Source organism: Mesorhizobium sp. W016, from assembly GCF_054719485.1.
Genome location: NZ_JBTTIF010000002.1, coordinates 4,239,148 through 4,253,621, shown reverse-complemented (window position 1 = coordinate 4,253,621; position 14,474 = coordinate 4,239,148). Strand labels below are relative to the sequence as shown.

Sequence of the window (14,474 nt, the reverse complement as noted above, 5' to 3'; positions counted from 1 at the left end):
TGCGAAGGCTTGCGCGAAAGGCGGCTTCGTCTAGGAAATTCCCGGACCTCGGACTGGAGCGGGCATGATTCGTCTTATCGGCTATTTCTTTGGTATCGGCACGACGCTGGCGCTTATCGTCGCCGCGGGCGTGGCGATATACATCAGCCATCTGTCGAAAGACCTACCCGACTACGAGGTTCTGGCCAAGTACGAGCCGCCGGTGACGACCCGCATCCATGCTTCCGACGGCTCGCTGATGGCCGAATATGCGCGCGAACGGCGGCTCTATCTGCCGATCCAGGCGGTTCCGGACCGGGTCAAGGCGGCGTTCCTGTCGGCCGAGGACAAGAATTTCTACAACCATCCCGGCATCGACATCACCGGGCTTGGCCGCGCCATCTACGTCAACCTGCAGAATCTGGGTTCGGGCAGGCGCCAGGTCGGCGCCTCGACCATCACCCAGCAGGTGGCGAAGAACTTCCTCTTGTCCTCGGACCAGACCTACGAGCGCAAGATCAAGGAGATGATCCTGGCCTTCCGCATCGAGCAGGCTTATTCGAAGGACCGCATCCTTGAGCTCTATCTCAACGAAATCTTCTTCGGTTTCGGCGCCTATGGCGTTGCGGGCGCGGCACTGACCTATTTCGACAAGTCGGTCAACGAACTCACCGTCGCGGAAGCCGCTTATCTGGCGTCGCTGCCGAAGGGGCCCAACAACTACCATCCCTTCAAGCATGCCGACCGCGCCATCGAGCGCCGCAACTGGGTCATCGACCAGATGGTCGAGAACGGCTACGTGACGCGCGAGGAAGGCGACAAGGCCAAGGCCGAGCCGCTTGGCGTGACGCCGCGCCGCAATGGCTCCTATCTGTTTGCGGGTGAATATTTCACCGAGGAAGTGCGCCGCCAGATCATCTCGCGCTATGGCGAGAACGCGCTCTATGAGGGCGGCCTTTCGGTGCGCACGACGCTCGATCCGAAGATCCAGCTCATCGCCCGCAAGTCGATGCAGAACGGCTTGCTCAAATACGACACGCTGCGCGGCTATCGCGGACCGGTGACGCATATCGATGCTTCCGGCGACTGGGGCGTGGCGCTGGGCAACGTCAAGGGGCTGGAAGACGTGCCGGAATGGTCGCTTGCCGTCGTGCTCGACAGCTCGGCGACCGGCCTTTCCATCGGCCTGCAGCCGACGCGGCAGATATCAGGCGACATCGTCAAGGAACGCGTCGAAGGCGCCGTCAGCAAGGAAGACATGAGCTTTGCCATGCGCCATGTGGTCGATGGCAAGACGGTCAAGGCCAAGTCTCCGGCCGATGTACTGCAGCCCGGCGACGTCATCTTCGTGCAGAAGAACGAAGGGTCGGAAGGCGCCTACACGTTGCGCCAGGTGCCGGAAGTGGAGGGCGGCCTGATCGCCATGGATCCACATACCGGCCGCGTGCTGGCCATGGTCGGCGGCTTCTCCTATGCGCAGTCGGAGTTCAACCGCGCCACGCAGGCGATGCGCCAGCCGGGATCGTCCTTCAAGCCGATCGTCTATTCGGCCGCGCTCGACAATGGCTATACGCCGGCCTCGGTTATCATGGACGGACCGATCACCATCCAGAGCGGCAACACGACCTGGACGCCGAAGAACTATGACGGCACGGTGGCCGGCCCCGCGACCTTGCGCTCCGGTATCGAAAAGTCGCGCAATTTGATGACGGTGCGGCTCGCCAACGACATGGGAATGAAGCTGGTGGTGGAATATGCCGAGCGTTTCGGCGTCTACGACCATCTGGCGCCGTATCTGCCGATGGCGCTGGGCTCCGGCGAGACGACGGTGATGCGCATGGTGTCGGCCTATTCGATCATGGCCAATGGCGGCAAGTCGATCAAACCCTCGCTCATCGACCGCATCCAGGACCGCTACGGCAAGACCGTGTTCAAGCAGGACGAGCGCGGCTGCGAAGGCTGCAACGCGCCCGAATGGAACAACCAGCCCGAACCGGAACTGGTCGACAATTCCGAGCAGGTGCTCGATCCGATGACTGCCTACCAGATCACCTCGATGATGGAAGGCGTGGTCCAGCGCGGCACCGGCGCCACCATCGCCGAGCTTGGCCGCCACATCGCCGGCAAGACCGGAACGACCAATGACGAGAAGGACGCCTGGTTCATCGGCTATACGCCGAACCTCGTCGTCGGCCTCTACATGGGTTACGACACGCCGCGCGGTCTCGGCCATGGCGCCACCGGCGGTGGTCTGGCGGCGCCTATCTTCAAGGACTTCATGCGCGTTGCGCTGGACGGCACGCCCAATGTCGACTTCAAGGTGCCGGAAGGCATGAACCTGGTCGCGATCAACCGCAAGACCGGCATGCGTGCCGCGTCGGGCGATCCCGGCACCATCATCGAAGCCTTCAAGCCCGGCACCGGCCCCGCCGACAGCTATTGGGTGATCGGCATGGGCGCCGACGGGTCCAACGGCGCCGGCGGACCGCTATCGCCGCAGGCTACGGAAGCTATCCAGGCACCCGGCGGCGGACTCTACTGACGACCTGATTTTTTACGTCGAATGGGCTGGCTTGTTGAGCCGGCCCATTTCGCTTTACAGGCAGCAATGCCGTGCCTATGTATCGCGCCGACCCAAGCGCCACTTCAAAAACAGGACAGAACAACCAGCCATGCGCGCGGAAACGCAGAATATTGTCGACGAGATCAGGCAGGCGATCACCCTGCTGAGGAGGCATCTTTGACTGGGATCAGGCTATAAAGCGGCTTGAATACCTGAACGTGCGCGCCGAGGATTCCAGCCTCTGGAATGATCCGCTGGAAGCGCAAAAGCTGATGCGCGAGCGCCAAGGCCTCGAAGACGGGATCGCCGGCGTCAAAAGCCTGACTCAGGCGCTGGAAGACAATATCGGCCTGATCGAACTGGGTGAGGAAGAGGGCGACCAGAGCGTGATCGCCGAGGCGGAAGCAGCCCTCCGCTCGATGCAGGGCGAGGCCAAGGCCCGCCAGGTCGAGACGCTGCTGTCGGGCGAGGCCGACGCCAACGACACCTATCTCGAAGTCCATGCCGGCGCCGGCGGCACCGAGAGCCAGGACTGGGCCTCGATGCTTCTGCGCATGTACACGCGCTGGGCCGAGCGTCGCCGTTTCAAGGTCGAAGTGCTGGAAGTCCATGACGGCGAAGAGGCCGGCATCAAGTCCGCCACGCTCCTGATCAAGGGCCACAATGCCTATGGCTGGCTGAAGACCGAGTCGGGCGTTCATCGCCTGGTCCGCATTTCACCCTATGACAGCAATGCGCGCCGCCACACGTCCTTCTCCAGCGTCTGGGTCTACCCGGTCGTCGATGACAGGATCGAGATCGACGTCTCGGAATCCGATGTACGCATCGACACCTACCGCTCATCCGGTTCGGGCGGCCAGCACGTCAACACCACGGACTCGGCGGTTCGCATCACCCATATCGCCACCGGCATCGCGGTTGCCTGCCAGGCCGAACGCTCGCAGCACAAGAACAAGGCGAAGGCCTGGGAAATGCTGCGCTCGCGCCTTTACGAGGAAGAGCTGAAGAAGCGCGAAGCGGTGGCCAATGCCACAGAAGCGTCGAAGAGCGACATCGGCTGGGGTCACCAGATCCGTTCCTATGTGCTGCAGCCCTACCAGTTGGTGAAGGACCTGCGCACCGGCGTCGAGAGCACCAGCCCGTCGAGCGTGCTCGACGGCGACCTCGACGACTTCATGGAAGCTTCGTTGTCGCAGCGCATCGAGGGCGGTGCCGGTGAAGCCGTGGCCGACCTCGACTAGGATATGTCCATATTCAGCTGAGGCCGGCCTGCGAATGGCAAATTCCTGCGCTTCCGCCACTTTCGACTCGGCTGACTTGAATAAGAACATCCCTTGGCGGGGGAGCGAAGGAGGAACCATGACTCGCAGGCTCACCGGCAAATGCTTTTGCGGCGCGGTCCAGTATGAAGTGGCGGACGAGTTCGTCTATGCCGCCAACTGCCATTGTTCGAACTGCCGGCGCACCACAGGTTCCGCCTTCAAGCCCTTCGCCGGCATCGAGCGCGAGAAACTTGCCCTTGCCGAAGGGCATCACGGGCTCATCCATTTCGGCGATGACAGCGGCCACGATGCGCATTGCAGCCGCTGCGGCTCGTTGCTGTATTCGCTGGTCCGCGACGGCGCCTATGTCCACGTCGCCATGGGCACGCTGGTCGACGATCCAACGATCCGGCCGACCGCGCACATCTTCGTCGGCTCCAAGGCGCCATGGTTCACCATCGCCGACGACTTGCCGCAATATGAAGGGCATGTGATCGCCGGTCCAGGCGACGTATAGGCTGGAACCACATACGGCCAATCCCGTTGTTTCGTTGCCCGTCTGCCGGGAGTTGAGCCTGGCCTTGGATCTCGTCAGCGGTTGCAGATGGCGGCGTAGATGTGCGGCCTCGCGCAGCAACTTCTTGCGCCGGCCAAGGAATCAGCCCAGCATCCGAGGGCTGGAAGAGAAAAAGCATTTATGGCCGGACGCGGCATATCTGCGACCTGACGATCCGGCCACTGGGAAGACACGTTCCGGGAACGGGCAAGCGAAACGCTTGATGCTCGTGTGAAAGGAACGCTTCCATGTCTGCTGCCACTCTCCGATCGGCCAGAGCCGTTCAACCGGCTGGCCGACTCCTGTTTTCCTTGTTCGTCACCCCGATCGTTGCAATCGCGATGGCGGTGCTGACCGCACCCGCCTTCGCCCATGACGCCAAGCCCACGGCGGCGAAGCCGCAAGGCTGGAGTTATCCCTTCGCCTGCTGTGCAAACTACGACTGCCGCACCACCCATACCGGCGAGGTGCTGGAAAAGCCGGAGGGTTATGTCATCGCCGGAACGGGGGAGGTCGTGCCGATGAGCGACAAGCGGGTCAAGGACTCACCCGACGGCGATTTCCACTGGTGCGCGCACCAGGCCGGCCTCGACGCAGGCAAGACGATCTGCCTGTTCGTGCCACCGCGTTCCTACTGAGTTCTGTTGGCAGTTCTCATCGGAAGGCCGGCCTTGGTGCTGAAGGCGCTTGCGTCAGACGGAAGCAGCGAGTGCTGAGGCGAAGTCGCGATACGGGCGCAGTGGGCGACCCAGAAGTGCCGTCAGGCGCTCGACGTCGCCGGCCTCGGGCAACATCCCGTCGGTGAAGAAACGCTCGCCCATCAGGCGCATGTCGTAGGCCATCCAGGCGGGCAGGAACTGCTTGAGATTTTGCTCAAAACCCTCCGTATTGTCGCCGCTGTAGCTGATCGGGCGGGCGAGTACGTCTGACCAGATTGCGGCAATGTCCGTCCCGGTCAGTGTCTGCGGACCGACGAGGTTGATCCTCTCGAACGCAAGCGGCTCCTTGGACCGTTCGCGACGCAGCAGCTCAAGAGCGGCGATCTCGGCGATATCGCGGGCGTCGATCATGGCGAGACCCTTGGGGCCGATCGGCATTGGGTAGGTGCCGTAGCCGGTGATGACGTCTTCGACCGTCAGATCGTTCTGGATGAAGTAGGCCGGGCGCAAGATCGTAGCTTTGAAGTCCATCTGTTCGATCATTCGCTCGACGCCGAACTTGCCCGCGAAATGCGGCACGTTCACATAGACGTCAGCGTGGATCACCGAGAGATAGACGATCCGCTCGATGCCGGCCGATCGGGCGACATTCAAGGCGATCAAAGCCTGGGTGAATTCGTCCGGCACCACGGCGTTCAAGAGGAACAGCGTGGAAACGCCAGACATGGCTTTGCGCAGCGAATCGACATCGAGAAAGTCGCCTTGCACGACGGATACGCCTGCCGGAAAACTGGCTTTCGACGGATCGCGCACGAGAGCACGCACATCGGCGCCGCGCTTGGCGAGCTGTTCGACGACTTGGCGGCCGATATTGCCGGTGGCGCCGGTAACGAGAATGGTCATGGAATTTCTCCTGTTGGGTTGCTTGACAGCCCCAATATGTGTGGCTCACAAAGAGCCCAGTAGACGGCAATTTTAGACACGTCGTCTCGCTGGTGGGACAGTCATGGATCTTTTAGCCCTTGCCGATTTTAACCTCGTGGCTCGCCATGGCGGCTTCGGCAAAGCGGCAAGGTCCACCGGCCGGCCCAAGGCAACGTTGTCCCGGCGCGTTGGCGAATTGGAAAGCAGTCTCGATCTGCGTCTGTTCGAACGGGGTGCGCGTAACCTGAAGCTGACCGAAGAAGGACGGGCGCTCTTCGAGCGGACGGGGGCGTTGCTTGCCGAGCTGGACGAGACGGCATCGGCGATTGCCTCGGGCGGTCAGAGACCCAAGGGCAGATTGCGGATCAGCGCGCCTTTGCATTTTTCGCAGACTGCAATGGGGAGGATCGCTGCGGGATTTGCCCTGAGGTATCCTGAGGTGAGGCTTGAAGTGACCACCGAAGACCGGCATGTCGACATGATCGAGGAAGGCTACGATCTGGTAATCCGGGTCAATCCGGATCCCGATGAAAGCCTGGTCGGACGGGCGTTTCTCCGCGACCGCCTGGTCGTTGTGGCGAGCCCGGACCTTCCTCGCCCGACCGATGGGCTCGCCGCTCCTGGCGTTGCGCGCGGGACAGGCGAGCGGCAAACATGGCAGGTGAAGACACCAGGTGGCCGGGCAACACTTAGAATCGAGCCGGTCCTCGCCTTGTCGACGCTGATCATGGTCCGGGATGCGGTGCGAGCCGGCATCGGCGCAGGACGGCTTCCCATTTCGTTGGTGGCCCACGACCTGGCTGACGGCACACTGGTGAATTGGGGGGATATTGACGGCCCCGAAATTTCTCTATGGACGCTCTACCCCTCCCGGCGGCTGCTCAGCGCGCGCGTGTCGGCGTTCCTGGATTTTCTGAAACAGGCTTTCCCAAACGGGACGCCGGACGAACTGGCCGCCTATATCGGCAGGTGACGACGATTGGGAGGTGACGACGGGCCTGCTTCAGCCAGAGCGCCGCTCGGCTCGATCGACCGGAGCCTGCTGACAGACAGTTGTCAGGAGCCTTCCTTTATGGTGCCTTGCCGCATGGGTGGCGGGCAACGGAGAGGAAAGCTTTTCATGACCATCAAGGCCAGCTGTCATTGCAAGGCGACGACGTTCGAGGTTTCGCAGGCGCCCGAGACGGTAACACAATGCACCTGCTCGTTCTGCTCCAAGCGCGGTTCGCTGTGGGCTTACTACGTTCCGTCGCAATTCAAGCTCACCAGCTCGCCGGAAAACGTTTCCTTCTATCAATGGGGATCGAAGACCGTCAAACACGGGTTTTGCGCCATTTGCGGCTGCGGCACCTTCACCGAAACGCCGGACTGGTCGACCGGAAAACCGGACTTCGACAATCCCAAGATCTCAGTCAATTCGCGGCTGTTCGACGATTTCGACCTCGACAAGGTCGAGGTGGTCGTCATTGACGGCAAGAACCTCTGGTAGGCCAGCACCAGCCACCGAAGCGGAAGTGTGGCGCGAGCGGGGAGAAGCCGCTTTCGCCGCTCGGTTTTTCGCCGCATTTCATGTTACAAGACCGGAGAAGGGCTTATATGCGCGAGCCGCAAAGGCCGCGCTTTGGAGAGGGACGATCCTTATGAAAAAGACTGTGCTCGTCGCCGTTGCGACGGCTGTGCTGGTGAGTGCCTGCACCACGACCGATCCGTACACCGGGGAGCAGAAGGTTTCGAACACCGCAGCCGGCGCCGGCCTTGGCGCCCTGGCGGGCGCGGGCCTCGGCCTGCTTGCCGGCGGCAATGACCGCCGCAACGCGCTGATCGGCGCCGGTATCGGCGCGCTGGCCGGCGGCGCCATCGGCGCGACCATGGACCAGAACGAGGCTGAACTGCGCCGCCAGCTCGAAGGCACCGGCGTCAGCGTCACCCGCACCGGCGACCAGATCATCCTCAACATGCCGTCCGACATTACTTTCAACGTCGACCAGGATGCGGTGAAGCCCGGCTTCTACCAGGTGCTGAACTCGGTTGCGCTGGTGCTGAAGAAGTTCAAGCAGACCACGGTCGACGTGTTCGGCCATACCGATTCGACCGGTGGCGACGAACACAATTTCGATCTGTCGCAGCGCCGCGCATTGGCGGTCGCCAACTATCTCTCAGGCCAAGGTGTCGATTCGCGCCGCTTCGCCGTCACCGGATTCGGCAAGACCCGTCCGATCGCGTCCAACGGAACGGCGGCCGGCCGTGCGCAGAACCGGCGCGTCGAGATCCAGCTTTCGCCGCTGACCTGAATTGTTCGGCATCGAAATGCGAAGGCGGCCCCCGCAAGGGGCCGCTTTCTTTTTGGGCTCCTGTGGTCCGCCAAAAGGTCTAACGCATTAGAGATTTCTAATAATCCCTTTCCGGAGGCCTTGGAAGGGATTAGCATTGGTGCGGTTCCAGAGGGGATGGGGCGATACAAACGGCCATGCAGTCACTTAGTCGGCCCCGGTCCTGCACGGCCAGATAAGGAAATCTGGGAGGAATGCATGACAAGAACAGCTCGTCTTGGGCGTTGCGGCGTCCTCATTTTGACAGGTCTGGTCTCTGCTTGGTGCGCGGCGGCCACGGCTCGAGCCGAGGACGCCAACAAAGCCGACATCGAAGCGTTGAAGAAATCGCTCGCCAAATATGAAGACTACACGGTCGCCGTCCGCGACCTTTATCTGTCGACTGTCGGGTGCGTCTATTACAGCGGGGACAGGATCGAGGGCGCAATGGACTATCCGAAGGGCGCTATGGGCATCCATTTCGTCAACGTCCCGAGTGTCGGTCAGAAACTCGATCCGATGCGCCCCAATGTGCTGATCTACGAGCCGACCAAGAAAGGCTTGAAATTGGTTGGCGTGGAATGGCTGGTGCCCCTGACGCCAGACACCAAGGAACCTCCAAAACTATTTGGCCAGACCTTCATGGGACCGATGGAAGGGCACTATCCGCTCATTCCGAGGGAGTTCGTCCACTACGACCTTCATGCCTGGCTGTTCAGAGACAATCCGAACGGCATGTTCAGTCCGACCAACCCGAACGTGAAATGCAGCAAGGCAGAGTTTCCGATGCTGGAAAACCCGACCAAGATGATGCCCGGCCCGATGTGACGGACGGGCCAGGATAGGAGCGTGCCAAGAGTGCAAGCTGGCCGGCTGCATTTGAGAGCGCTCGGGAGTCAGGCTCGGACGACGATCGGCATGAGGGCCGGCGCGCATGAAGGCTGCCCGCATGAAGACAGGTATCTGGTCGCGGAAGTCGACAATGGCGCTGCGAGCCGTCAGTCGAAGGTAAAAGCGGCCCGCAAGGGCCGTTCTTGTTTGGCATGTCGGACTCCGTAATCAAGGCCTACGAGGTCGGCTGATCGACAATTGCCGCAACGATACGGCGCACGATCGGCAAGACCAGCAGCAGACTTGGAAAGCCCACTAGCCATGATGCTCCCCATGCATACGGCCAGGTCGCCACGAAACCGGTTGTCCAGCCCGCATTGATCAGCGTCGCTACCGCGGAAACAATGCACGACATCAGGATGGAAAGTACGAATGGCATTACCAGCGCATTGTAGGAGGCCGGTAGCTTCCTCGATTTCAAAACCTTGTGGGATGACGGTCGCATCACCTATCTCCTTCTCGAAAAGTGGAAGTATGCGCGGCTGGGCGCAGTCAGGCGGCCTGCGCCATTTGCTGGGCAAGGTTTCGAATAAAGCCGCGCAACGAACGCGGTTCGCGGCCCAGGGCGGCGCGCAATGTCAGACTGTTTCCGCCAAGGCCATAGTGGGCATAGTGGGCGTATATTTTGGCCAGCACCTGCATTTGGCGGTCATTGTAGGGAAGGCGTGCCTCGGCCGCCCACTCGCCAAATGTCGGCTCACCAGAAGAGATGGGTCTGCCAAGTTCCTCACTCATCATCGCAACGATGTCTTCCCGGCTGTGCATGCCGTCAGCGCACAGATCGAGGGTCGCGTAGGACAATCGCGCTTCGGTTAGGGCGATCGCCGCCACCTCAGCGACATCGCGGTAGTCGACGCGGGCCAGCTTCGCCGTCTTTGGAAACGGTTCCGAGAAAACACCATGTTCAACGACGGACGGCCAGGCCGCTGCGAGGTTCTGCATGAAATTGGCAGGGTGCAGAATCGTATATTCCATCGTCGTCGAGTAGAGAGCAGCCTCGACAGGCACCTTGCTGGCATGGTTCTTCAGTCGCGTATTGGTAGGCTGGATCACCGACGAGAAGACGAACTTTCGAACTCCTGCTCGCGTGGCGGCCTCAACCATGGCAACGCCCATGGCTGCTTCATCGGGAGCAAAAGCCGGCCCAATGTGAAAGACGCCGTCGACGCCCGCGACCGCCCTTTCGAGGCTCTGACGATTTCGCAAATCTCCTGTCGCAACCTCGGATGCCCCCACCTTCCGGGCCTTTTCGGCATTCGCAGGGTCGCGAACGAGCGCTCGAACATTGGCATTGCGGCGGACAAGTTCAGGCACGACAAGTCCCGCAACTCGGCCTGTGGCACCAACAACCAGAACAGTTGGATTGGCTACTTGCATGACGATTTCCTTCCATCAAGCCTGTCCTCGCGGGACAACTTGCAGAGAGGTACGACGTCGCAATTGTCGTTACAATTACCCGTTTTTGCGATATATTATGTCGAATGTCGGGAGAATGCATGAGCCGGATGGACGATTTCGAGGCTTTCATCGCGATCGTCGAGCATGGAAGTCTGACGACTGCCGCACATCGGCTGAACCGCTCGCTGCAGTCGGTCAGCCGGTCCCTGGCGGCACTGGAGCAATCAGTCGGCGTCGAGCTGATCCACAGGACAACGCGTCGCTCGACACCAAGTGAAGTCGGAGCAGCCTTTTTCAACCGGATCAAACCCGCGGTCGACGAAATAAACGACGCAAGACTTCAGGCGATCAATCAACGATCGGAGCCGGCAGGCGTCCTGCGCATCGGGGCGCCGGTTCTGTTTGGCCCGAACGTCCTGATGCCTGTCATCGCGGAATACATGCGGACATTTCCCCGGGTCGAGGTCGATCTTCAACTTTCCGATGGATTTGCCGATCTTGGCGCCGAAGGTCTCGACCTGGCAATACGCATCGGCGATTTGCCGGATTCCAACTTGAAAGCCAAACGCCTGGGAGCGTTGCGGCGCGTTGTGTTCGGCGCGCCTTCCTATTTCGCGCGGTGCGACCGGCCGGCCCATCCCTTCCAGCTGAGTGAGCACAGTTGCATCATCAGAACCGCTAACGAGCGTCCAGGTGAATGGACGTTTCAGATCGACGGGAAACCCCGGACCGTGAAGGTCGCAGGCGCTTTTCGCTCCAATCTGATGACCTCGGTCTATGCCGCCGCAATCCACGGACTGGGTTTGGGCTTCTCGCCTCTGTGGCAGATAAGACATTTGGTCGACGACGGTCTCGTCGAACTGGTTTTGACGGAATTCGAGCCGGCACCGGTGCCGATCCATGCCTTGTGGCAGGAAGGCCGGTCATCTTCGGCCAAGGTTCGGGCATTTCTGGATTTATTGGCATCCCGCCTGGAACTCAAAAGCCTGTAGCATCGACGGGTATTTGAAGCGCTCCAGGCCGGAAGAGATCGGGCAGATCGAGCCTGTCTTGCGATTACCGCGCATGGCGCTGATTGATCCTGAGCGGGCTCCAGATCTCGCATCCCAATCGCGTCCAGGAAAGCCGCGCGTCCTCGGGACGCCGCGGCTCATGGAATCAGACCTTGGCGACGATCTTCATGAAGGCCGGCATGTCGTCGCCGAAGCCGACGGTGCCGTCATTGTCTTCACCGCGGTTGTTGCCGCGGGCAGGGCGGCTGTTGCTGGCGCGCTGCGGCCTTGTGTCGCCGCGTTCCGGGGCGCGGTTCTCGTTGTTGCGATCGGAGACCTTGCGGTCGCTGTTTTCGGAGCGGATCGCTTCCTTGCGCTGATGCCGTTCGCCGATGTCGGCGACCGCGGCCTCGGCTACCACCGGCTGTTCCTCGCGCGCGGCATCTGCCGCTGGCGCGTCGTCGCTGCGCTTGGCATGGCGTTCGCGCGGCTTGCGCTCGCCACTCTCCTTGCGATCATGGGCCTTGCGGTCCTCGTCCTTGCGGCCGGCGCGGCGCGGAGCGCCACGGCCACGGCGGGGCGCTTCGTCCTCGCCGCCTTCGCTGGCGACCACGGTCGACAGGTCGCCGTCATGCCACTCGATCTTGTTGCCGATCAGCCGCTCGATGGCGTCGATGTATTTGGTGTCGGACTTGGTGGCGATGGTGAAGGATTTGCCCGAGCGTCCGGCGCGGCCGGTGCGGCCGATGCGGTGGACATAGTCTTCGGCGTGGATCGGCACGTCGTAGTTGAAGACGTGGCTGACGTCGGGAATGTCGAGGCCGCGCGCGGCGACGTCGGACGCCACGAGATAGCGCAATTTGCCATCGCGGAAATTGGCCAGCATCTGCATGCGGGCGCGCTGGTCCATGTCGCCATGCAGGGCGCCGGCGTCGAAATCATACTTCAGCAGCGAGCGGAACAGCTCCGCGACCTCGACCTTGCGGTTGCAGAAAATGATAGCGTTCTTCAGCTCGGCGTCTTCGGCCTTTATCAGATTGCGAAGCGTCTCGCGCTTGTCCCACGGCTTGGAGCCGGACTTGACCAGGCGCTGGATGATGTTGGTGGCAGCGGATGCCGCCTTGGAAACCTCGACGCGCACCGGCGCATGCAGGAACTTCTCGGTGAGCTTGGTGATCTCCGGCGGCATGGTCGCTGAGAAGAACAGCGTCTGCCTGGTGAACGGGATCATCTCGCAGATGCGCTCGATGTCGGGGATGAAGCCCATGTCCAGCATGCGGTCGGCCTCGTCGATGACGAGGATCTCGACGCCGTTGAGCAACAGCTTGCCGCGCTCGCGGTGATCGAGCAGACGGCCGGGCGTGGCGATCAGCACGTCGGCGCCGCGCTCCAGCTTCTTGTCCTGCTCGTCGAAGGAGACGCCGCCGATCAGCAGCGCGATGTTGAGCTTGTGGTTCTTGCCGTATCTGATGAAATTCTCTTCGACCTGCGCGGCGAGCTCGCGCGTCGGCTCGAGGATCAGCGTGCGCGGCATGCGGGCACGGGCCCTGCCTTTTTCGAGGCGGGTCAGCATCGGCAGCACGAAGGAAGCCGTCTTGCCGGTGCCGGTCTGTGCTATGCCCAGAATATCCTTGCCGAGCAAGGCATGCGGGATGGCGCCAGCCTGGATCGGCGTCGGCACGGTGTAGCCCGCATCGGTGACTGCGGAAAGGACCTTGGGCGACAGGCCGAGGTCTGAAAAGGTCAACGCTTCTAGAGCGGTCGTGGTGTCTGAGGACAAGAGTTGCTGTCTTTGGCTGGTTCGGGGAAGCGCAACGGCATCCGTCGCGGCAAGCACAGCGTGCCTGCAAGATTGGTATTGCGATTAGGCGCAAGCCCGCGATTTGTCAACAGAAACGGGCGGGATTGGCACGATTGTGAAAACGTAAGCTTAATCGCGATGCTTAATTAGGTAGTCACTCTTTGCGCCGGCTCAATAGCGAAACTGCTCGGCGAGAATGCGTTCGTTCCACGAATGGTTGGGATCAAACAGCAGCGTTGCCGTCGCAGTCGGCGATTCGCGGACCGTTACGGAAGCCACCGCCTTGACCTCGGTGTGGTCGGCGGCGGTGTTCACCGGGCGCTTTTCCGACTCCAGAATATCGAAGCGTACGGTCGCCTTGTTTGACAACAAGGCACCCCGCCAACGGCGCGGCCGGAACGGGCTGACCGGGGTCAGCGCGAGCAACGGCGCATCCAGCGGCAGGATCGGCCCGTGCGCCGAAAGATTGTACGCGGTGGAGCCGGCCGGCGTCGCGATCATCACGCCGTCGCAGTTCAGTTCCTCGATGCGGACCTGCTCGTCGACGGTGATGCGGATCTTTGCCGTCTGGTAGGACTGACGCCACAGCGCCACCTCGTTGATGGCGAGTGCCGAAACCGTCTCGCCCTCATGCGTCAACGCCAGCATTTCCAGCGGGCGGATCGTTTCGGCGACGGCGGCCGCGATGCGCTCGGTGAGGCCCCCGACGCGGTACTCGTTCATCAGGAAGCCGATGGTGCCACGGTTCATGCCGTAGACCTTCTTTCCCGTGCTCATCGTGTCGCGCAAGGTCTGCAGCAGGAAGCCGTCGCCACCCAGCGCCACCACCACCTGGGCGTCGTCGAAGGATGCCTGGCCATAGCGGGCCGACAGGCTCTCCATCGCCGCCTTGGCATCGGCAGTGTCGGAGGAGACGAAGGCGAAATTGGCTTTGCTCATGACATTCCGATGGCGGTCGGCCGATGGCGGTCGGCGGCGGTTGCGTGGGGTAGCATGGGCAAGCGCATCTGCAAAGGGAGGCATCGTCGGCGCAGTTGCGGCCGCGGCGAAACGAAATCGGCGGCTCGCGCTTCATGTCGCCGGAACGGCGAATGTGATGGTTAAGTGCGAGCTTAAGCACTCGTAAAGCCTGATCGATCA

General features: G+C 61.7%; 14 protein-coding genes. 9 read left to right on the top strand and 5 right to left on the bottom strand.

All coding sequences use genetic code 11. The features are described from left to right. Window positions 1–64: 64 nt before the first annotated feature. The 4 genes from ACYG9V_RS21190 (at window position 65) to ACYG9V_RS21175 (ending at window position 4,998) form a co-directional block, all read left to right on the top strand. Window positions 65–2,521 carry a penicillin-binding protein 1A gene (locus tag ACYG9V_RS21190; RefSeq protein ID WP_023695364.1) on the top strand — a complete coding sequence of 819 codons (2,457 nt, stop codon included), beginning with the start codon at window positions 65–67 and terminating at the stop codon, window positions 2,519–2,521. A 130-nt stretch (window positions 2,522–2,651) separates the two neighbouring features. After that, a protein-coding gene (prfB, locus tag ACYG9V_RS21185) for a peptide chain release factor 2 (RefSeq protein ID WP_155922402.1) occupies window positions 2,652–3,783 on the top strand; the annotation gives its coding sequence in 2 pieces (ribosomal slippage) (window positions 2,652–2,717 and window positions 2,719–3,783; 1,131 coding nt in all). A gap of 118 nt (window positions 3,784–3,901) precedes the next feature. Then, the gene (locus ACYG9V_RS21180; RefSeq protein WP_023691227.1) at window positions 3,902–4,321 is read left to right on the top strand and encodes a GFA family protein; all 420 of its coding nucleotides are present in this window, start codon (window positions 3,902–3,904) and stop codon (window positions 4,319–4,321) included. 287 nt (window positions 4,322–4,608) lie between these two features. Continuing rightward, on the top strand, window positions 4,609–4,998 hold the full coding sequence (locus tag ACYG9V_RS21175; protein ID WP_023691228.1) for a hypothetical protein: 390 nt from the start codon (window positions 4,609–4,611) through the stop codon (window positions 4,996–4,998). A 54-nt stretch (window positions 4,999–5,052) separates the two neighbouring features. Here ACYG9V_RS21175 and ACYG9V_RS21170 read toward each other — a convergent pair whose 3' ends face one another. Beyond that, complete coding sequence (locus tag ACYG9V_RS21170; RefSeq protein ID WP_023715785.1) at window positions 5,053–5,922, bottom strand: NmrA/HSCARG family protein; 870 nt, start codon at window positions 5,920–5,922, stop codon at window positions 5,053–5,055. 103 nt (window positions 5,923–6,025) lie between these two features. Between ACYG9V_RS21170 and ACYG9V_RS21165 the strand changes: the two genes are divergently transcribed. The 4 genes from ACYG9V_RS21165 to ACYG9V_RS21150 all read left to right on the top strand — a co-directional run bounded on the left by ACYG9V_RS21165 (window position 6,026) and on the right by ACYG9V_RS21150 (window position 9,080). After that, complete coding sequence (locus tag ACYG9V_RS21165; protein ID WP_352535557.1) at window positions 6,026–6,916, top strand: LysR family transcriptional regulator; 891 nt, start codon at window positions 6,026–6,028, stop codon at window positions 6,914–6,916. A gap of 147 nt (window positions 6,917–7,063) precedes the next feature. After that, window positions 7,064–7,432, top strand: a complete 369-nt coding sequence (locus ACYG9V_RS21160) for a GFA family protein (protein ID WP_023667471.1) — start codon at window positions 7,064–7,066, stop codon at window positions 7,430–7,432. Between the two features lie 151 nt (window positions 7,433–7,583). Next, entirely contained in the window at window positions 7,584–8,234 is a 651-nt protein-coding gene (locus ACYG9V_RS21155; protein ID WP_023667470.1) for an OmpA family lipoprotein, read from the top strand. A gap of 237 nt (window positions 8,235–8,471) precedes the next feature. Then, complete coding sequence (locus ACYG9V_RS21150) at window positions 8,472–9,080, top strand: hypothetical protein (protein WP_023691231.1); 609 nt, start codon at window positions 8,472–8,474, stop codon at window positions 9,078–9,080. 238 nt (window positions 9,081–9,318) lie between these two features. On the opposite strand, the gene ACYG9V_RS21145 is transcribed toward ACYG9V_RS21150, so the two are convergent. Further along, entirely contained in the window at window positions 9,319–9,588 is a 270-nt protein-coding gene (locus tag ACYG9V_RS21145; protein ID WP_023667468.1) for a DUF2798 domain-containing protein, read from the bottom strand. 47 nt (window positions 9,589–9,635) lie between these two features. Further along, window positions 9,636–10,520 (bottom strand): NmrA/HSCARG family protein, encoded by an 885-nt coding sequence (locus tag ACYG9V_RS21140; RefSeq protein ID WP_023691232.1) that lies wholly within the window; start codon window positions 10,518–10,520, stop codon window positions 9,636–9,638. A gap of 119 nt (window positions 10,521–10,639) precedes the next feature. Here ACYG9V_RS21140 and ACYG9V_RS21135 point away from each other — a divergent pair, with 119 nt between their 5' ends. Then, on the top strand, window positions 10,640–11,533 hold the full coding sequence (locus tag ACYG9V_RS21135) for a LysR family transcriptional regulator (protein WP_023691233.1): 894 nt from the start codon (window positions 10,640–10,642) through the stop codon (window positions 11,531–11,533). A gap of 166 nt (window positions 11,534–11,699) precedes the next feature. On the opposite strand, the gene ACYG9V_RS21130 is transcribed toward ACYG9V_RS21135, so the two are convergent. Beyond that, complete coding sequence (locus ACYG9V_RS21130; protein WP_352535559.1) at window positions 11,700–13,313, bottom strand: DEAD/DEAH box helicase; 1,614 nt, start codon at window positions 13,311–13,313, stop codon at window positions 11,700–11,702. Between the two features lie 192 nt (window positions 13,314–13,505). Continuing rightward, window positions 13,506–14,273 (bottom strand): NAD kinase, encoded by a 768-nt coding sequence (locus ACYG9V_RS21125; RefSeq protein WP_023715779.1) that lies wholly within the window; start codon window positions 14,271–14,273, stop codon window positions 13,506–13,508. Window positions 14,274–14,474: the final 201 nt, after the last annotated feature.